The sequence below is a fragment of the Gimesia benthica genome (genome assembly GCF_009720525.1).
In the GTDB taxonomy this organism is placed as follows: Bacteria; Planctomycetota; Planctomycetia; order Planctomycetales; family Planctomycetaceae; genus Gimesia; species Gimesia benthica.
Window position 1 is genome coordinate 2,239,591 of sequence record NZ_CP043930.1, and the last position, 20,633, is coordinate 2,260,223.

Here is a 20,633-nt window from a genome sequence, read left to right on the forward strand (position 1 = left end):
TCAGTCCTCAGTCATTCCCTTAAACAGTTTTCGCTGCAGGCGAGGTGAATAGGGAGTCCAGCTGGATGTCGAATTGAGATCATCGTCAATGAACCGCGCGAACTCATTGACTTTCGCATCCAGGTTATCCAGATGATGCAGGGCGACTGCTTCTGGAGTCATCGGCAGACGGGGGCTGCCAAATTCATACGTGCCATGATGGCTTACAATCATGTGTTTCAGCCGTAATTCCGCTTCCTTGGGGAAAGATTCTCCCGTCATTTCCTGGTAAGCGCGAATCTTCTCGGTCAGCATTTCTACGCCAATAATCAGGTGCCCCAGCAACTGTCCTTCATCGGTATAGATAAATTCGTTCTCGTAGCCCAGTTCGCGGACCTTGCCGATATCGTGCAGGAACACACCTGCCAGCAGTAGACTCATATCCGCTTTGGGATACAGATCCGCAATCCGATGCGCGGTCTCCATCAGGTTGACCACATGCTCGATCAGCCCGCCATGGTAGGCATGATGCGTCTTCACACCGGCCGGAGCCCGACAGAACTCTTCCATCAGCGCTTCATCAACCAGGAAGCACTCCATCAGAGTGCGGACCTCATTATTTTCAATTCCCAGCAGCATCTCACGTAACCGCGCCAGCAGTGCCTGCACATCATGTGATGCCTGGGGCTGAAACTCAGCCGGGTCCAGGTTCTCCGCGGAGACCGGTTCGATGTAGGTCAGGATGATCTGCAGTGCGCCCTGGAAGAGATGCACTTTGCCTTTCACCTGAACGTAGTTGCCAGACTGAAAGTGCAGCATCCGATCTTCGACAACATTCCACATCCGCGCATTGACGACACCCGACGCATCTCTCAGATCAGCAGACAGAAACAGACTTGCATTCCGATTCGCTCGTAACTGCTTGTCAACTAACAGATAAACCTCGTTTACAGTATCCCCGTCTTTCAGTTGATTTATATTTTGTCGAGACATCTCGAATCGGCTTTCAGAATCTCAATTCAAACGCAGCGGTCGATCTTCAGTTTCGCTAAGAAACACAATAGAACGATCTTAAGCCGATCCATCCTGCTCAACAAGTCCGACACCTGTCTGATCTGAAACTCTCTCCTATTTGCTCTCCGATTGTTAAGAACAGCCCTGTCAGCCCGATCTGAATCCCCTGTTTCGACAAGCCATTGTCCGACAGGCTTTATCTCATCCGAATATTTTTGTCCCCCACTAAGGCGAACCTTTTGGAGTTGAACCCGTTCTGCTAGAATACGCGGCCATCAGTCGGCTGCAAAAGCAAGACTCCGCCCGGCCGATCCACTAGTAACATAAACACCTACTCCTCAATCACTTAAGGAATTCAAGTGCGCTGGTCAAATACGCTGATCCCCACGATTAAAGAAGTCCCCTCCGATGCGGAAATTCCCAGCCATCAGCTGATGCTTCGCGCCGGACTGATCCGACAGTTGATGGCAGGCGCTTATACCTACCTCCCCCTGGGCTGGAAATCGATCCAGAAAGCAGCTCAGATTGTGCGGGAAGAGATGGACGCCGCCGGCGCCGCAGAACTCCACATGCCCGCTCTGCAACCCCTGGGTCTGTTTGAACGCACTCAGCGGAAAGACGCATTTGGCTCCGTACTGATCCAGTTCAACGTCCCTCGTGGAAACCGTCAGATCCCCATGGCACTTGGGCCCACACACGAAGAGGTCGTCACCGACCTGATCAGCCACTGTATCAGCAGTTACAAACAGCTGCCGCTGACCGTTTATCAGATTCAAACCAAGTTCCGCAACGAAGAACGCCCCCGCTTCGGCGTGCTGCGGACCAGCGAGTTCCTGATGAAAGACGCCTACAGCTTCAGCTCTTCCGTAGAGCAGCTGGATGAAATCTACGACCGCATGTACCGCGCTTACTGCCGCATCTTTGCCCGCTGTGGCCTGAAGTATCTGCCCGTAGAAGCAGAAAGCGGCCCCATCGGCGGCGATGCCTCGCACGAATTCATGATCCCCGCCGAAAACGGCGAGGACTCGATCGTTTACTGCGAAGCCTCTGGATACGCAGCCAACATGGAACGGGCCGACACCGGTCGTCCCACCCCTGAAATCAAAACCTCCGCTGATGCCGGGACTATGGAAAAACAGGCCACTCCTGGGGCAACCAGCATTGAACAGGTCAGTCAGATGCTGGGCTGTGAACCCTCACAGATGATCAAAACGCTGATCTACCAGGCTGATGACGAACCAGTGGCTGTCCTGATTCGCGGCGACCATGAAGCCAACGAAGGCAAGATTCGCCGTGCCCTGGGTGCGACCACTGTCGAACTGGCTGATGACAAGACCATCCGGGAAGTCACAGGCGCCCCCACCGGTTTCGCCGGCCCTGTGGGAATCAAATGCAAGATCATCGCCGACCATGACATCCCGCTGATCGCCAATGCCATCACTGGTGCGAATGAAGCCGACGCCCATTTGGTGAATGTGAACGTGGGCCGGGATTATGAACTGGATACCACCTACGACTTGCGAAACGCTGCCGCCGGCGATCCCTGCCCGAAAAGTGGGGAACCTCTGGCGATCGTACATGGCATCGAAGTCGGTCACGTCTTCAAACTGGGTACCAAATATACGGAAGCCCTCGACGCCGACTTTCTGGATGAGAAAGAGAAACGGCATCCGATTATCATGGGTTGCTACGGCATCGGGATAAACCGCATCATCGCAGGCCTCGCTGAGACAAAGCATGATGACAAAGGCCTGATCTGGCCGCTTTCAATTGCCCCCTATGAGGTGCTCGTCATTCCGCTGAATACCAAGGATGACGAAGTCATGCAGACTGCAGAACGCTACTATGAAGAGCTCAAAGCAGCCGGCATCGACGTCCTCTTTGACGACCGTAACGCCCGGCCAGGTGTCAAATTCAATGACGCCGACCTGATTGGGATTCCCTATCGCGTTGTCATCGGCGGTAAGGGACTCAAAAACGGCGAAATCGAAACCAAATGGCGGACTGCTGATGATGCAGAAATGATTGCCCTCGATGCAGGCATCACCCCCATTCTGGATGCTCTCGCTGCCCGCAAAGCGGAAGAATATAAAGCCGCAAACGTACCTGAATAGAACGAATTCAGTACTCGCAAAATAAAACAGGCCGGCAGGAAATCTATCCTGCCGGCCTGTTTTTTATTTCAGTTTCGGTCTTCAGAACTAGTCGAGTTCTTTGATCCGAATGTTTTTCCAGGCAACCGAATAAGGACCGGTACCCTTCTTGATGCCGTGTACCTGCAGGCCAATGAAGCCTGTGGGATGCGTCTTATAGATCGCCTCATCCGTCAGATCTTCGATCTGCTTACCATTGATCCAGGTCTGGATCCGGGGACCTTTGGCAACGATCCGAAACTTGTTCCACTCGCCATCTTTCATGTTTTTATGTGGCTTCAGACGATCCTCGGGAGTCAACCAGCCCCGACCGGTAGCTTCGCCATACACATAACCGGCTTCGGCTCCGTTCTTACCACTGGCTTCGATCTCAACCTGGGGACCATTCACGCGACCATCGCCGTCTTTCTGCTGGCTGCGAATCTGACAACCGGAGTTCAGTTCATCTGCCACCTTAACTTCGAACTCCAGCTCGAAATCGCCGTAATTCTTTTTGGTGCACATGAACGAGTTGGGGCTGCCTTCAGAGGTCGTTCCCACGATCGTCCCATCTTCAACCTTATAGGTCGCCGTTCCGTTATGCTGTGTCCAGCCTTCGAGATTCTTGCCGTTGAACAGCTCGACCCAGCCAGATTCTCCAGCCTGCACAGAACCTGCCAGACAGAGGCTTGCCAGGAACGCCAGGGTTAAGCCCCATACTTGATTGCGTTTCATACTTTCTCTCCAAAATAAAGTCTCGTAGTTGTCAATTAATTAATAGCGGGTTATTTAATCGTCGGCACCAGCCGTGCTGACAGGATTGAAATCATCATCGCCTCCGAGATCAGTCTGCCAATACAGGACCGGGCTGATTGACCTTTTGCGCGTCACGGGCATCGCCGGGCATCTCGCGATGTTCAAACTCACCCGGTTTCGGCTCCCCGGGACGCTGGTTGCGGTCCGGAGTCGGATTGTCGGGAATTGTATCCCCGGTCTGCTCAGCCCACTGATCCAGCACTGTGCGGAGACGAGCCAGTTCGCTCGCATATTCAGGCTTATCCGCCAGATTCTCAAACTGATGAGGGTCTTTGCTGACCTTGTATAACTCTTCCTGCGGACGGGGCTTGAGAAACACATCCTTCTGATGCTTGTTCAACTTGCCGGCTTCATACCGTTCCCATAACGCTTCGCCCGAGGGGAAGTCGATCGATTCCACGCACAGATTGCGCTGCCCCGGCAACGCGTTTCTGATATAGAGCCAGTCGCCGGAACGAACCATGCGTTCATGGGCTTTAAAAACGTGCCAGTTATGCTCACCAAATGCGTAGTCACGAACCTTCGCCTTCGGATCGGTAAACAGATTCTCAAAGCTGACGCCCTGCATCCGTGGATCCGCTTTGACTCCCGCAACCTGCAGAAAAGTCGGCCCGAGGTCAATTGTACTGACCAGGCTGTTCGTCACGGTTCCCGGCGAAATAACTTTGGGCCAGCGAACCATCATCGGCGTTTTGATACCACTATCGTAGAGTCTGGTTTTACAACGGGGAAAAGGACGTCCGTTATCAGCGAAGAACAGCACCAGCGTATTGTCTGCAATCCCCTGGGCATCCAGTTCATCCAGAATCTGACCGGTGAAGTAATCCAGGCGGCTGATCTCATCGTAATACTGGGCGAGGTCTTTCCGCGTTTCCGGGCTGTCAATCAGATAGGGAGGCACAACCACATCCTCAGGCTGATGCGGCTGAGTCTGTTTGGATTTCTGCCAGGCACGGTGCGCATCGGTAGAAGCGAACCAGCAGAAGAAGGGCTGATCCTTAGGCCGTTTTTTGAGAATCGGTACCCAGTCTTCTTCGCGTCCCGGTCCTTTTCCCTTGGAGACATGGTCGAAGGAGGTCAACGCGTACGGGCCCATATGCTGTTTGCCGGAGATCACCGTGTAATAACCGGCATCGCGCAGTAACTGGGGAAATAATACCTGTCCTTCCGGCAGCGGCGTATGCAGTTCCGGGGCACCTGTATTATGTGGATAACGACTGGTGATCACACTGCAGCGACTGGGGCTGCAACTGCTGATGGTGAGATAAGCGTTATCAAAACGCAGACCTTCTTTTGCCAGCCGATCTAGATTAGGAGTACGGATCGATGGATGACCATAACAGCCCAGATCATTCCAGGAGACATCGTCTGCCAGGATCATCACAATATTCGGACGCGTTTCGGCAGCCGGGGAAACAGAGACACACAGCAGAGAGAGCAGGCAGAATGTAAACAGGCAGAGCAGCCCGTTTCGAGAACGTATCAGAACATGCATCGGGCACGTCACCTCGTTTAGAAAGATTGCAGGATCAATAAAAAACGACCTGTCACCAGACCGCAGACTCTACGGTACTACAACAGGTCGGACTTCACAATCTTGAGGTGGTAATTCTACGGAGAAGATTCTCAGCAAGTCATTTCATAAACAAAGGTTAGTAAATCAGCATCATTCGATTTCAGGGTCAATTCCGAAGTCTTCAGTCTCTTCATTTTCGAGCAGAATATCTTCGTCTGACTGGGCCTGTTCTTCTTCAGGCATCGGTTCAAAATTGATGGTGAGATGCACTTCATGGTGGACGACGGGATTGTATTGCGATCCCAGTGGTTCAAAACGCAGATGGATATTCGCTTCTGAGGCGATTTCATCCGCCGTCTGCTCGGCTGTTTCCGCCAGATCACTCTGGCCACTTTCCCGATAACAGGCTCCCAGTGATTTCCAGGGAAGTTGACTGTGCGGGATCGGCAGCAAATCTGCCGCGTACTGTAAAGGTTTGATCGCCTCCGAGAAACGACCGATCCGTTTTAAAGATTCCCCTCGCAGGAATGAAAAGGACGCCGTCAGGGATCCTGGATCAGTCACTTTATCCAATTCTCTGAGTGCCTGATGGGGCATCCCCAGTTCCAGATAACCCTCTGCAGCAATCAGTCTGCGAACTGTTTTTTGAGGAATTCGAGGAATCATCATCATTACCTCCCATATCACCATCAGCAGGTGAAGACGCTGGTTGAATTTCAGGGGAAATTAAAACCTCTCGACCCGCTTACCGTCTCCCATCATTTTGAAACGTCTCGACGAGTCTGTTGGTTTAATTTTATTGCATAGAATGTGCCAAATCTGCCTCCCTGCAACAAAAGCAATCCCTAAACTCATAAATAACTGTCACTTAACACAACATGGCAGCCTTGCAATCGGCATGGACAGTGCCAATTTGGCGGTCGCTCAGGTATCAATCTGGTGGCAGATCGAATCAAAACTGCACAACCACAAGGCTTTTCTTAAGACAAGCGAGAAACGGAACCGGTTCACTTCCGGGATGGGAATCGAAGTCAGCACCCTCTGCTGCCCTTTGCCAGGCCTATGTACCTACTACGTAAAAACGAACAACTATTCAGCAGGAATTTTCCGAAACATCTGTTCTAAATCCTGTTTTTCTTCAGCTTCCGTTTTCGGAGAGGCAGCATCGGACTCTGCCTGAGGACTGTTCGGCCAGACAGTGGAGAGGCGTGAGGTGTCGCCCTGCAACCAGTCTTTATGTCCGTTCGCTTCTTCTGGTTTCAGGAAGAGCACGGTTTTAAACTTTTCCGGCTCCAGCGCGACTTGTTGTTTGTCACCGACCGTTGGTGCAGTCTCAGCCTTGGTGACCTGCTTCCCGCCCTGTTTCTCTGCGTCTGACGGGGTCTCTTGCTTCGGCTTGGCTGTCGCGTCCTGTTTGCTCTGCGGCTTTTCTTTCGGCTTGTCTTTTGTCGTCGACTCTTCCTGGATCCACTCGGCCAGTGTCTTTACTTTCCGGTCTTTGATTTCAGCAGGAATTTCGTTGGCGGCATCTGAAGTCTCAATGAACTTAGCAGGCTCCAGGTAATCCACCGTGCTCTCATTATTGAACTCATCACCCGAGCCAATCGGGATTTCAATCCTGGCCCCCGCAAACTGAGCTCCATCTTTATAGATCGATCCCCGTTGGAAAGGTCCTGCTCCCAGAATCCAGGTATCACGGGCCGTGCTCTTCGCCTGCAGCACACCAGACTGCCAGACACGCTCCTTCGTCTTCTGGTTATAGGCAAACACACTGATTTTCGCAGCCGCGATCTGATTGTTCTTTTTCGCCAGCGAGATTTCCGGAATCGTCGGAATCGCGGGAGCCGTCGGGACCAGCGAAGCAGCTGAGGAAAGCATGTTACTGGCTGGAATCCCATAATTCACTTCATGGCCGTTCGTGGCCAGGGTTCCCACGCGGGCTTCAATAATGTAATCCGCGTCTTCCTTCTTTTCCTGAATCAGGCAGTTCGCAGCCACGATCTGCTGTCTGAGAGAACTGATGATATAGTCGCCATTCACGAACCCAACCCCTTTGATATTCTTGATATAAGAGGTATCAAAGAAGACTTTTTTGTTCGAAAGCGTGCTGAAGTCGAGATGTGAAATCGTCTGATCAACTGCATCAGATGTCAGCAGCTGTTCGGTCGCGCTGTTGCTGATCATCTTACCGCACCCACATAAACACGGGAGCAGCAGCACCAGCAACCAGATCGAAATCCTGTTGTTGAAGAACCGAATTTTATCAAACATGAGTTTCAGCGATCGTGAGTTCAGCACAGAGTAGATCCACACGGTTTCCACTGGCAGTTCGGTCAACACCGACAGACAGTAGCCCGGAAGACTGTGTGAAAGGCACATCAGTACGCAATCTCTGTTCCTTCATGCGCACATGAAAAACAAAGGCAGGTATACTAAATTGTAATGTGGGAAATGCAGGCCAATTCCAGGACGGAATCAAGACCAGGAGGAGATACAGAGCCCATCGGTTGTAGAACCGACCAAAACCCGGTATCAGTCAGCGGGCGACCTTAATTGAGAGTGATTAAGAAACCCGCCTGGGAGCGGCAGTATAGCTGACACATCGCGAAACTCAAATATGATTCTGCAATTCGTTCAAATCACACAATTCATTCTAACACAATCACTTACAAAGATTCTATATCTGACACTCAGAAATAATTTCTGAGTTTTTCTCAGCAAATCAGCGGGGAATTCGGGGTAGATCACGCCAGTTACTCCCCACGGATCCGCTCATCCGGGAAGAGACCTGCATCCATTCCCAACGTGGAAATTCTTCGCGCGGAGCCCGCAGGACTTCGCACGAGGATTCGATTTCCTCGACCGCCTCAGCAGTCAGCAGTGCGACTTCCGCCAGCTCGTGATAGCCCCCCAGTCGGAAGCATTCACTCAGGGAACTCCAGGCCTTACGACTTTCCATTACAGGAAACAGGCGGGCAGCCTGATGCAGTGGCTCGATCGCTTCGTGGTAGCGTTCCTGACGCAGATACGATTCGCCAATCAGAAACAGTCGCATCGCTTCCAGGGGGCCGGCCTCTTCAACCGTCGAGAGCGCTTCCAGAGCCTGAATGGGCATTCCCAGTTCCAGGTATCCTTCAGCGGCCATCAGTTTGTGTACAACTTTGGGAGAAACGTTTTCTAACATGATCAATTCCTTTTTTAACCGGTGGGGCAAGCAATCCATTGCCCGGCTGCAGTCAGTTTCTTAACAGGCCTCAATCCTCTGAGACACAAATCACGATGAGAAAGTTCAAATGCAAGCCGCATACCAAAGGCGATCCCTCAGTATTGCAATTCTCCTATCTCCCGCTCAGACAACAGTTTTCAGGCTGAAGATTTTTCACTTCGTATACGAAGGACCGATGTTTCTGCACTTTCTACTCTGAAAAACACTGTAATTTATACATCATCAGAAATTGATATCTCGTATTCGCGGCCCCCTCAGAAGATGTGAAAACTTGCACTTCCTCTCTGTAAACTGCATGATAGAAATCAATCCAGAAACTCAGATACGATTTGCATGCACACTCATTTCTACACCAGCTTGAGGACGAACCCGATGCAGCCGCGCTTAGAACACCCTTTCCGTTTCACATTCACTCTGCTCGCCGCTTTCTGTTTGAGCCAGTTGCTGCTCACAGGTCACGGTCTGCAGAAACTCGCTGCAGCTTCCAAACAGCGCCCCAACATCCTCTTCATTTTTACTGACGATCACGCCTCACACGCGATGAGCTGCTACGGCTCCAAGGTCAACGAGACTCCCAACCTGGACCGGATTGCCCGCGAAGGCATGCGGTTTGATAACTGCTTCTGCACCAACAGCATCTGTGGCCCCAGCCGTGCTGTGATCCTCACCGGAAAACATAGCCATCTCAATGGCTTCAAACAGAACGGCAACAAATTCGACGGTTCGCAACAGACCTTCCCCAAGCTGCTCCGCAAGCAGGGTTACCAGACCGCCATCGTCGGAAAATGGCACCTCGCCTCCGATCCCACCGGCTTCGATTACTCTGAGATCCTGATCGGCCAGGGGCCCTACTACAATCCTCCCATGATTCGCAATGGGGAGCGTGTTAAACACGAAGGCTACACCACTGACATCATCACCGACCTGGCACTCGACTACCTCAAGAACCAGCGAGATCCCAACAAGCCTTTCATGCTGATGTTCCAGCACAAGGCCCCGCACCGCAACTGGCAGCCCGGCCCGAAACACCTGCATATGTACGACGACGTCACCATTCCCGAACCGGAAAACCTGTTTGACAACTACGAAGGTCGAGGCACCGCAGCCAGACAACAGGACATGACCATCGCTAAGACGATGACTGATTTCGACCTGAAACTCACACCTCCCAAAAATCTGACACCAGAACAACTGAAGGTCTGGAACGCCGCTTATGAACCGAAAAACGAGGCCTTTCGCAAGGCCAATCTCAAAGGCAAAGATCTGGTCCGCTGGAAATATCAGCGTTATATGAAAGACTATCTTCGTTGTGTCGCCTCCGTCGATGATAACGTGGGTCGCATGCTCGACTATCTGGAAAAGTCCGGACTGGCTGAAAACACCGTCGTCATGTATTCCTCAGACCAGGGGTTCTATCTCGGCGATCACGGCTGGTTCGACAAGCGGTTCATGTATGAAGAATCCTACCGTATGCCACTTCTGGCCCGCTGGCCTGGCGTCATCAAACCGGGCAGTGTCAACACAGACCTCGTCTCCAACCTCGACTTTGCAGAAACCTTCCTGAATATCGCCGGAGCCCCCATCCCCTCCGACATGCAGGGAGTCAGTCTGGTCCCCCTCTTCAAAGGCGAAGAAACTGCATGGCGCAAAAGCCTGTATTACCACTACTACGAGTTCTACAACGACCGCCGTTCCGCCCACATGGTTCGTCGGCACAACGGGGTCCGTACAAAACGCTACAAGCTGATTCACTTTTATAACCTGGGTGAATGGGAACTCTATGACCTGGAAAAGGATCCCCAGGAAATGCACAGCGTGTACGATGATCCCGCCTATGCCCCCATTGTTAAAGAGCTGAAAGCAGAACTCAAAAGTCTCCAGAAGCAGTATCAGGTTCCCGATGACACCGGTTCGGTCCAGAAGGATCCCCCGTCTCTGTATCAGAAACCGCGGAACAGCGGCACGCCTCAGAAAAAACGGGCACCGAAGAAGCAGAAGCAGTAAGCGGCATTACCCCCAGCAGCGGTCAGGCTTAGGGAATCCGCTCAAAGCGGATCCCGGCTACCGCGTATTGTCGCATGCCCAGATCCCAGCGCCAGGGTGGCAACATTTCCAGGTTGTAGACCTGTTTCGCCAGGGGCGACTTACCCTGCAATTGTGAGAGCAGGATTCCGGGATGCACACCGTGAAAAAAATTACGCGACGAAAGCAGCTGCGAAAGGTACTGCGTAAACTGAAAATCGGGAACCTGCTTCAGATCAGCAGCCGACTCTGATGAAACAAAATCACTCACGATCAAGCCGCTGCCCCCCGGAGTAATCAGATCCACTATCGTACGATAATGCTGTGCGCGGACAGCCTGCATTAATTCCTCGAACCGGGGATCGGTCTCCCCGACCGCATGAATGACCTGCAAAACCAGTTGGCTCAAAATGCAGGTGGAACAGACCACATCGAACGGACCGGGCAATTCCAGCGGATTCGATCCCGACAGTTCTTCCAGGACTTCATCCAGCAGAGATTGTGACGTGTCCTCTTTCCGGGACAATTCCGCAAGCTGCTCACCGACTCCGGTCAGATCACCTGTATGGCAGAAAACCGCTGACTCTTCTGAGAGGTTCTGGGCTTCCAGCGCATACTCCAGTGCACTCTGATCCAGATCGACCAGATGAATTTCGTCGTAGACCTGCAACAACTGGTTAAGATCGAGATCATTGCAGTTCCCCGCCCCCAGCACACACAGCCGATCCCCCTGTACAGAGGACAGTTGTTTCAGGTAACGGGTTACGGTATTTCGATGCTGCTGGCTCGACTCCCAGCTGGGACGGCTGGCTTGATTAAATCGAAATTCTTCCTCGAATAGTGGATTCATTTACCTGGTCTGAACACTTTGGAATGTTGAGTGGGTTCTCGGATTATAGGAGTCAGTTCAACTGTAATTCCTGCACCAGATATATCAATCGAAAACGGAGTAGAAATGCATTTTTCGCTACCACTACCGCGTTGATTCAGCCAAACTAGGGGTCCATCAACCTGGAAGGCACTGGTAATCGATAGCGAACGCACGCCAGTCGGCGGGCCGATCACTTGATTCAGTGTGTCGTTCCCGGCCTGATAAAGCACTCTGAACTTAACTTGCAAGAACTCTCTTACCCAAGCTGATAATCCACAGTCATGTTATTTTTCGTATTTGCCTGCCTGGTTCCGGCCTTTGTCATTTCCTTTCTGGCAACAGCGCTCATGCGCAAACTGGCCCCGCGCTGGGGACTCATCGATCAACCCGCCCAGCGGAAAGTTCATGTCACACCCACCCCACTCGGAGGGGGAGTCGGCATCTGGATGGGCGTGATCATTCCCATCGCTTCTGCTCAACTGATTGCCTGGATCATTTTGAAGTCAGGCAGCACCCCCGCATGGATTCCCCGCGAACTGGCTCCGCATCTGGAAGGAGTCCTCTATCGCTCCCAGCAACTCTGGATGGTTCTGGGCGGAGGCACCATCCTCGCTGTCATGGGACTGCTCGATGACAAACTTAATATTTCGTGGAAACCACGGTTGATCATTCAACTGCTCGTCGCCATCGGCCTGGTGCTGGGCGGCGTACGGGGCACCCTGTTTGTCGAACAACCCTGGGTGGGTATGGCACTTACGGTGGCCTGGATTATCGTGCTCGTCAATTCCCTGAACTTCCTGGACAATATGGATGGACTCACTTCGGGCATCGGCCTGATCGCTGCAGTACTCTTCGCCTGGATCATGCTGCGTTACACCGGAGAACCACGCTGGCTGGTAGCAGGTGTCCTGCTCGTTCTGGCGGGAGCCATCGCTGGCTTCCTCTGTCATAACTGGCCCCCGGCAAAAATCTTTATGGGAGACTCCGGCAGCTATTTCATCGGGTTACTGCTCTCCACCATGACGGTTCTGGGAACCTTCTATTCGGGAAACTCTTCTGCAGGTGCGTCCGAAGGTGCCCGCCACGTGATTCTGGCTCCCCTTTGTATTCTGGCGATTCCCCTGTATGATTTCTGTACGGTGATGATCATTCGACTGAAGGAAGGACGCAGCCCGTTCCATGCAGATAAAAGTCACTTTTCACATCGTCTGGTTGAACTGGGACTCAGCAAACGGGACACCGTGCTGACCATCCACCTGGCGACACTCACCACCGGTGTCGGAGGCCTGATCCTGTATGAGGTTTCCTCCTGGAACGCGGCACTGCTGATTATCCTGATGATTCTCTGTGTGCTGTCCATCGTTACGATTCTGGAGAACGTAGGTCGGAAAAATCGGAATGAGTAAACGCCGAAAGCAAAACCGATCACAACCAGAGGAGTCCAGCCCTGCACTACCGGATGCAGCACCGATTTCGCTGGGACTTTTCTGCGACGCCAAGCTGCTGTTCCTGACCGGATTACTGATCACTGCCCGCTATTTCCTGCCGGCGGAATCGGCCCCCCAGGGAGAGACACTCCCGCTCGTGCTGGCCTGGTTTCTGGTCGCAATCCTGTTCTTCACGTCTCAATTTACCGACTGCGCCCGTTCGCTCCGACTCGACCGGTTTGACGCAGCTGTCTGGTTGCTGGTACTGGGACAGGCACTGTCAGCCCTGGTAATGATCCTCTTTTACGAAGGTCAACAACGGGCGGCGCTCCACATGCTCTGGGAGTGGATGGCCCTCGGCTTGTCGTTTTCTCTCTTCCGCCGCATCGTAAGGTTCCCCTCTCAACGGATGACCTTTCTGCATTGTTTTATGGCTACCATCGTCCTGCTCTCCCTCTACGGAATCTGGCAACATCACTGGATGTACAAGCAGCTCGCCCGCGAATATCAGTCGGTGAGGCAGCAGTACGATGCCGCCGTCACTCCAGAAACACAGGCTAAATTCCAACACGAACTCATCTCAATGGGGGTCCCCGCGAATGCCCTGAGTGGCAGCGGCCGAAAGCAGTTCGAAGCGCGCCTCTTGGACAGCAGCGAACCGCTGGGCATGTTCGCCCTGGCCAACACCTTCGCCGGCCTGCTCACTGTCGGGTTCCTGATCGCCGTAGGACTGAGTGTCCACAGTCTCCTGCCCCCCAGAACCGAAGGTAGTCCGCCAGTGGATCGTAACAGGCTCCAGATCGTGGTCTACCTGATCTCGACCATGCTCATTAGCTACTGTCTGATTCTGACGAAAAGTCGCAGTGCCTGGGGCGGGGCTCTGGCGGGCCTGGTCTGTCTGGGTCTTCTGAAACTGCTGCAACGTCAACGCCTCCGTCAGACCACGCAGCGGCTTTCCCGCAAACAACTGATCACAGGCGTCACCCTGGTTGTCTGTGTGCTGGTCGGATTTTTCCTGCTCGCCACACTCAGTGGCGGCTTCGACCGCGCCGTTCTTTCCGAAGCCCCCAAGTCACTGCAGTACCGCATCGAATACTGGACCGGGACCTGGGACGTCATTAAAGAAAACCTGATGTGGGGCACCGGTCCGGGTAATTTTCGCGAACACTATCTGAAATATAAGCTCCCCGGTTCGAGTGAGGAAATCGCTGATCCACACAATCTGTTTCTCGACGTCTGGGCGAATGCCGGCTTGATAGCCCTGGCCGGTCTTTTATTGATCATCGCGCTGGCAGGCTATCAGTGGTTCCTGAAGCCGCTGCTCCAAAAGCAGCCGGCAGACTCGATATCCCCCGTGAACGATGAAGCTGATTCCTTCCTGCGAATGGCACTGGTTCTGGGTTTCGCTTTCACATTTCCCCTGCTCTGGATTCTGCAGCTCTTTCTGTCAGGCATCGATGAATCGGTGCTCTGGCTGTTTCTTCCCGGCTGGGCCGTTATTTACGTCCTGCTGCGAGGCGGTAGGAAACGGACCACTGCCCAAGCCACGCTGGATCTGTCTGCCACATCATTTATCCCGCTATCATTGGCTGCCGGATTTGTCGCTCTCTCTGTGCATCTACTGGTGGCGGGAGGCATCGCGATGCCCGCCATCACCCAGACCTGGCTGCTCCTGCTCGCGCTGGCTTTCCCGGTGCCCCACGCTATCTCTCCCGAAAATTCAGAACAGGTCGACGCAGATCAAGCACAACAGCGCCCCAATCAAAGTGTACATAAGAAAACCCTGGCTCTCGCATTATGTGGTCTGTTATTGATTTTATTCGTGATGAGCGACTTTGCGCCAACATTTCAGAGTCAATCGCTCGTAAAGAGGGCAGAGCAGACGCTCATGCGTGGGCAGTCTGTTCGGATTGCGCAACAGCTATTCAGTCAGGCCGGTCAGGCGGACCCGTTCTCCCCCGAACCCTGGCAGGCCCTGGCTGAGCTGAAATTCAGAGAGGGAGTCCAGAATCGACAGGCTTTCGAGGAGGCTGTTTCTTTCAAACAGGCAGCCATTCAGCGAAATCCGTTGAGTCCGCTCAACTATTTTGAGCTGGGACGTCGGTACTATGAACAGTTCGAAGCATCTCATCAGCAGGAGGATCTGACCGAAGCGATCGAAAATCTCAATCGGGCCGTCTCCGGTTACCCGCATAATGCCCGCTACCGCGCTCTGCTGGCGGAAATCTTCCACGCAGCGGGACAAATCAGCGAAAGCCGGGAACAGGCCGAACAGGCACTCGAACTCGATCAGGCCAACCGCAGTGCACAACACGTGGACAAATATCTGACAGACGAAACGGTAAGTCGCATGAATCAAATAATTAACGAGAGACAAACGAATCAGAATTGAACTCAACCATGCTTGGGCTCATAATGACATAAGTTTTGATTACAGACTTGTTTTTATTGCTGGTATTTTAATTCTTTCTTCGTTGGTGTCACAATGAATTTTCGAACTGTTACAACTGTAGTTGTTCTGTTTATCGCCCTCGCGGGTACCGTCTGGCTGGGCCGGACCAATAGTGAACTCAAGACAGTTGCCCCCGTCAAACCCGCCTCCGAGCCGGATGAGAAGCGTCCCAAAATCGCACCTAACGGACCGTATCCCAAAGCAGTCGTACCACAGCCGATCTACTTCTTCGGCAGCATGGCAGTCGGGCAGTCCATGTCCCACAAATTTGTCATCAAAAACGAAGGCGAAGTCCCTCTGGAAGTACAGAAAGGGGCCACCACCTGTAAATGTACTCTGAGTGAGATGCAGGACAATCTGGTCCCGCCCGGTAAACACATTGAAGTCGAACTCACCTGGACCCCCAAAGCAGCTCAGGAACGCTTCGGTCAGACCGCAACGATTTACACCAATGATCCCGAGAAAAAAGAAATCAAACTCCAGATCGAAGGAGCCGCAAACAGCCTGATCTCCTTTACCGGCGATTATCAGGGCTCTGCTAACTGGGCCTTACCCGTCATGAGCAGCACGGAACCCGTGAAATACACCGGTAAGATTCATACGAAATATCTGGATGAATTCAAAATTCTGGAAATCGAAGCCGATCACCCCGGCCTCACTTCCACCTTCCGACCGCTCACCAAACAGGAACTCAAAGAAGTGGATGCCAAGACCGGCTACGCGGTCGAAGTCACCGCAGATCCAGATAAATTTCCCCTGGGTGGTTTCAACGAACGCATGCTGCTCAAAACCGACATCCCCAACGAGCCACACGACCACCCAGAGGGCGAAGGACATGATCATAAACATGACGCTGATCCGGGAACCAGAGATTTCATCATCCAGGTCTCGGGAAATCACACCGGCCCCATCCGCATCGTCCCCACCTTCGGCGTCCGCTGGGATCCGGCCAGTATGCACCTGAATCTGGGCGAGTTTTCAGCAGAAAAAGGCAAAACTGCAGTCCTCTCCATGTTCGTGGAAGGGCTTGACGAACCGCTGAAAATCCTCGACCAGCAGATCGAGCCCGGCTCCCTGAAATTTGAAATTGAAAAAGACGAATCCTTTGATTCCAAAAACAAACAGCGCTACTTACTGAAATTTATCATTCCTGAAGGGCAACCTCCTGTCTCATTCGGCCGTGGGAATCTGGCAAAGGTGAAATTAAGTACCAACCACCCCCGCGCCAAAAACATCGAGTTCAAGGTTCAGTTCATTTCACTGTAAGCATTATAAATTTCAATACGTTACCAATTCAGAACACCCGGGCGTTCACCTCTCTGGGATGGATCTGAATTGTCAGATCAACCTCACGGGCCAGAGGCAGATCGACTTTGACGCAAGACCATGTTTTGAACTAAGATAAAACATGCGGAGTTCCTTCTGCATCGTTATGTTACTCAATCAATTCCATGGAAGGCCGCACTGAATGTCTTACCTGCCACAATCCTCTTTCACCTGCCTGCTGGCACTCTTACTGACTCTACTGCTGGGATGCGAAGGGCAATCAACACCGCCCGCCACCACGGAAACAGCCACCGACACGACTCCGCAGAGTACTGCTCAGACAGAACCAGAACCGTCTGCAGAGAAAACATCAGCGGAATCAACCAGCCCCGAGCAGCCGACCGTTAAACCTGAGGAAAAACAGACACCAGTCGCAGCGGGGCACACACCGGCCAAATCAGAAAAAACGCCCCCGAAATCATCTGATACACCTCCGCCAAAACCAATCTTCGAAGGCTGGCCCACTCCTAAACTGGCTATCGTCCTGACCGGCGAACGCCATGGATATCTGGAACCCTGTGGTTGCACACAAAACCAGACAGGTGGGGTCTCGTTACTCGCTAATCTCTTCAAGCAGATTGAAGACCGCAAGTGGCCCGTCACTGCCTTTGACCTGGGCGGTCTGGTAAAACGCAACCGTCGACAGAGTCAGATCAAATACGAAACCATACTGGCTGCCATGAAAGACATGAAGTATGGCGGAGTGGCCCTCGGACCGGAAGAACTTCGTTTTGGAGCCGACATCTTTCTGCAGTTGCACAATCCGGATCCCCCACAGCCTGATACCACACCAACCTTCCTGGCGGCAAATCTCCTGGTCCTGGAGACCCCCGAACTGGGCAAAACCAAGTTCAAAGTTGTTGAGACGAATGGCGTGAAGATCGCCGTCACATCCATTCTGGGGAAAAGTCGCAAAGGACAGTTTCCAGACATTACCTGGCAGGAACCCGCCAAAGTTCTGCCCGAAGTCATCAAAGAAATGCAGGCCACCGAACCAGACCTGATGTTACTGCTGTCGCAATCCAGCAAGGATGAATCCAAGGAACTCGCAAAACAGTTCCCCGACTTCGACATTCTGCTCACCGCCGGCGGAGTCGAAGACCCACTGGGAGATCCCGAGTATATTGGCAAAACGATGATGGTCGATGTGGGACACAAAGGGAAAAGCGCCGGCGTGGTCGGTTACTATCCCGATGCCGATGCCCAAGGCGATCCCAGGAAACGTTTCCGCTTCACGGTCATCTCTCTCGACCGACAGCGGTTTAAAGAAACACCTAAAATGGCCGAACACATGCAGTTCTATCAGGATCGCCTCAAGCAGGAAGATCTTGCCGCCAAAGAACTGCCGATTGACCACCCCCGCGGTGCGACCTTCGTCGGAGCGGAAAAGTGTGGTGAATGTCACACCAAAGCCTATGAAAAATGGTTAACGACCGCCCACGCCCATGCCTACGAGAGCCTGATCAACGGCCGAAAAGACCAGATCGAACGGGGAGATAAAATCATCTCCCGCATCTATGATCCCGAGTGTCTCTCCTGCCACGTCACCGGCTGGCATCCACAGGAAGTCATCCGCTACAAAAGTGGCTTCGTCAACAAACAACAGTCACCGCATCTGCTCGGACAGCAATGTGAAAACTGCCATGGCCCGGGAAGCGGACACATTGAACTCATCGATATGGACAAAGTCGAAGAGGCCAAAAAGGTCATGCGGGTCACGCTTGCCGAAGCCAAGAAAACGACCTGCTATCAGTGCCACGATCTGGATAACAGCCCGAAGTTTGAATTCGATTCCTACTGGGAAAAAATCAAACACCCCTGGCGGGACTGATCCGGGACCTGTTGCCTAATATTGCAGACTTCTACTTTTATCAGAGACGTTCCCCCATGCTGGAAATCGAACAGAAATTTCGAATCCCCGATCAATCGCAGCTGCTTGCGCAACTCGAACAGATCGGTGCTGAGCAGGGTGCGACGCTGGATCAGGAAGATTACTACTTCGCTCATCCCAGTCGGAACTTTGTCGAAACTGACGAGGCACTCCGCATCCGCCGGATTGGCACTGAGAATCACATTACCTACAAAGGCCCGAAGCGGGCCACGGTCAGCAAGATTCGCAAAGAGATCGAACTGGCATTCGAAACGGGCCCCGAGGCTCTGGCCCAGCTGAAAGAGATGCTCGAACTCCTCGGCTTCCAGCCCGTGCGAAATGTAAAAAAACAGCGGACTCCCTACTCCTTTCATCACGAGCAGCGGCACTTCGAGATCACCATTGACGAAGTCGAAGGGCTCGGCACCTTTGCCGAGGTAGAAACTCTGGCAGAGGAAGAGGAACTGGAACAGGCCGAAGCCGCAGTCATCCAGTTGGCAGAACAACTCGGGCTCTCCTCCCCCATCCGCACCTCATACCTGGGAATGTTGATGCAACAGGCTGAGGACTCCTGAACGGAAGCGGTCTTCTCCAATTTTTCATCGTTTTCCGGCCAATTAGTCCTTTTCAGACTGCGGAAAATCTGAAATAATTGCCGACAGCTATAAATGTCTCATGTTTGCCGTTGTGACAGGAGTTGATTCAAGATAATATATCTTTGTCCACAACAGGCACTTCTTTGAAAACCATGGGTCGAGACGGCGTTCAATAATAGGCGTCCCCGCAATTCTCGATAAATTAGGCACTTGCTTCGCCTGACGGACTCGAACTCATTTGCGGGGCAATTGCATATTATTGAAGGAAGACCTCAATGGCCGCTAAAGCAAGATCAAAACGGGCTGCTACCCCTCCCGCTCCCAGCAATAATGGAACCAAAGATTCCGAGGGGATGCTCAAAAACGCATTGGGACAAATCGAACAGGCGTTCGGTAAAGGCTCCATCATGAAACTCACCGGGGAAAACGCCCGCGCGGTCCCCTCGATCGCCAGCGGTGCCCTGTCCCTTGACCTGGCCCTCGGAGGCCATGGATTTCCCCGTGGCCGTATTATCGAACTCTACGGACCGGAATCCAGCGGTAAAACCACCCTGGCCCTGCACGTTATCGCCAACGCCCAGAAAGAGGGTGGCATCGCCGCGTTTATCGACGCCGAGCATGCTCTCGATCCCGTCTGGGCCAAAAAACTGGGCGTCAACATCTCCGAACTGCTGGTCAGTCAGCCGACCTACGGCGAAGAAGGCCTGCAGATTGCTGAAATGCTGATCAAATCCAATTCGGTCGATGTCATCGTTGTCGACTCGGTCGCTGCCCTGGTCCCGAAGGCGGAACTGGATGGCGAAATCGGTGACTCACACGTCGGCCTGCAGGCACGTATGATGAGTCAGGCCATGCGGAAACTGACCGGTGCCATTTCCAAATCCAAAACCACGGTGATCTTCATCAACCAGATCCGTGAAAAGATTGGCGTCATGTTCGGCAGCCCCGAAACGACTCCCGGCGGTCGCGCATTGAAGTTCTACAGTTCCGTTCGCGTTGACGTCCGTCGTATCGCGACACTCAAAGACGGTGACACGGTGACCGGCATTCGCATGAAAGCCAAGATCGTCAAGAACAAAATTGCACCTCCGTTCCGCATTGCTGAGTTTGACATGCTCTCCACCGGAGGCATCAATTTCGAACTCGACCTGCTGGACCTTGCCGTGGAAAACAAAATCGTCAAGAAGAGCGGCAGCTGGTTCAGCTATGGTGAAACGCGACTGGGTCAGGGTCGGGACCGTTCCAAAGCGGTGCTCGAGGAAAACCCCGAACTCTGTCTGGAGATTAAACAGAAGGTCCTGGAAGCCCAGGGGCTGGTTGCCTCCACCGAGGAAGAACTGGAACCGGAAACAGAACCGGAAGCCGTCGAGGCCTGACCCTCTCGGC

The 20,633-nt window shown here is 52.9% G+C and carries 15 protein-coding genes; 8 read left to right on the forward strand and 7 right to left on the reverse strand.

Annotated features, from left to right (window positions below; all coding sequences use genetic code 11):
- The gene (locus tag F1728_RS08465) at positions 1-972 is read right to left on the reverse strand and encodes a 3'-5' exoribonuclease YhaM family protein (protein WP_155363743.1); all 972 of its coding nucleotides are present in this window, start codon (positions 970-972) and stop codon (positions 1-3) included.
- 380 nt (positions 973-1,352) lie between these two features.
- Between F1728_RS08465 and F1728_RS08470 the strand changes: the two genes are divergently transcribed.
- On the forward strand, positions 1,353-3,107 hold the full coding sequence (locus tag F1728_RS08470) for a proline--tRNA ligase (RefSeq protein WP_155363744.1): 1,755 nt from the start codon (positions 1,353-1,355) through the stop codon (positions 3,105-3,107).
- Between the two features lie 87 nt (positions 3,108-3,194).
- Here the strand turns inward: F1728_RS08470 and F1728_RS08475 are convergent, their stop codons facing one another.
- From F1728_RS08475 to F1728_RS08495, 5 genes are all read right to left on the reverse strand, one after another.
- Positions 3,195-3,860 carry a 3-keto-disaccharide hydrolase gene (locus F1728_RS08475; RefSeq protein WP_145439395.1) on the reverse strand — a complete coding sequence of 222 codons (666 nt, stop codon included), beginning with the start codon at positions 3,858-3,860 and terminating at the stop codon, positions 3,195-3,197.
- 109 nt (positions 3,861-3,969) lie between these two features.
- Positions 3,970-5,436: a sulfatase family protein gene (locus F1728_RS08480; RefSeq protein ID WP_155363745.1), complete on the reverse strand. Its 1,467-nt coding sequence runs from the start codon at positions 5,434-5,436 to the stop codon at positions 3,970-3,972.
- 171 nt (positions 5,437-5,607) lie between these two features.
- A complete protein-coding gene (locus F1728_RS08485) occupies positions 5,608-6,129 on the reverse strand; it encodes a hypothetical protein (protein ID WP_145037531.1) in 522 nt (173 codons plus the stop codon).
- 417 nt (positions 6,130-6,546) lie between these two features.
- Positions 6,547-7,836 carry a DUF6655 family protein gene (locus tag F1728_RS08490; protein ID WP_315853518.1) on the reverse strand — a complete coding sequence of 430 codons (1,290 nt, stop codon included), beginning with the start codon at positions 7,834-7,836 and terminating at the stop codon, positions 6,547-6,549.
- A 343-nt stretch (positions 7,837-8,179) separates the two neighbouring features.
- On the reverse strand, positions 8,180-8,641 hold the full coding sequence (locus F1728_RS08495) for a tetratricopeptide repeat protein (RefSeq protein ID WP_145181298.1): 462 nt from the start codon (positions 8,639-8,641) through the stop codon (positions 8,180-8,182).
- 414 nt (positions 8,642-9,055) lie between these two features.
- On the opposite strand from F1728_RS08495, the gene F1728_RS08500 reads away from it, so the two are divergent.
- The gene (locus F1728_RS08500) at positions 9,056-10,687 is read left to right on the forward strand and encodes a sulfatase family protein (RefSeq protein WP_155363747.1); all 1,632 of its coding nucleotides are present in this window, start codon (positions 9,056-9,058) and stop codon (positions 10,685-10,687) included.
- 28 nt (positions 10,688-10,715) lie between these two features.
- Here the strand turns inward: F1728_RS08500 and F1728_RS08505 are convergent, their stop codons facing one another.
- A complete protein-coding gene (locus F1728_RS08505; protein ID WP_155363748.1) occupies positions 10,716-11,555 on the reverse strand; it encodes a hypothetical protein in 840 nt (279 codons plus the stop codon).
- Positions 11,556-11,857: 302 nt separating this feature from the next.
- Between F1728_RS08505 and F1728_RS08510 the strand changes: the two genes are divergently transcribed.
- The 6 genes from F1728_RS08510 to recA all read left to right on the forward strand — a co-directional run bounded on the left by F1728_RS08510 (position 11,858) and on the right by recA (position 20,623).
- Positions 11,858-12,982: an MraY family glycosyltransferase gene (locus F1728_RS08510; RefSeq protein ID WP_155363749.1), complete on the forward strand. Its 1,125-nt coding sequence runs from the start codon at positions 11,858-11,860 to the stop codon at positions 12,980-12,982.
- Positions 12,975-15,395 (forward strand): O-antigen ligase family protein, encoded by a 2,421-nt coding sequence (locus tag F1728_RS08515; protein ID WP_155363750.1) that lies wholly within the window; start codon positions 12,975-12,977, stop codon positions 15,393-15,395. The genes F1728_RS08510 and F1728_RS08515 overlap by 8 nt, the downstream gene beginning before the upstream one ends.
- Before the next feature lie 93 nt (positions 15,396-15,488).
- Positions 15,489-16,721 carry a DUF1573 domain-containing protein gene (locus tag F1728_RS08520; protein ID WP_145037517.1) on the forward strand — a complete coding sequence of 411 codons (1,233 nt, stop codon included), beginning with the start codon at positions 15,489-15,491 and terminating at the stop codon, positions 16,719-16,721.
- A 202-nt stretch (positions 16,722-16,923) separates the two neighbouring features.
- On the forward strand, positions 16,924-18,612 hold the full coding sequence (locus F1728_RS08525) for a multiheme c-type cytochrome (RefSeq protein ID WP_155363751.1): 1,689 nt from the start codon (positions 16,924-16,926) through the stop codon (positions 18,610-18,612).
- A gap of 11 nt (positions 18,613-18,623) precedes the next feature.
- Entirely contained in the window at positions 18,624-19,226 is a 603-nt protein-coding gene (gene cyaB, locus F1728_RS08530; RefSeq protein WP_155363752.1) for a class IV adenylate cyclase, read from the forward strand.
- 296 nt (positions 19,227-19,522) lie between these two features.
- On the forward strand, positions 19,523-20,623 hold the full coding sequence (gene recA / locus F1728_RS08535) for a recombinase RecA (protein ID WP_155363753.1): 1,101 nt from the start codon (positions 19,523-19,525) through the stop codon (positions 20,621-20,623).
- The last annotated feature ends 10 nt before the right edge of the window (positions 20,624-20,633 follow it).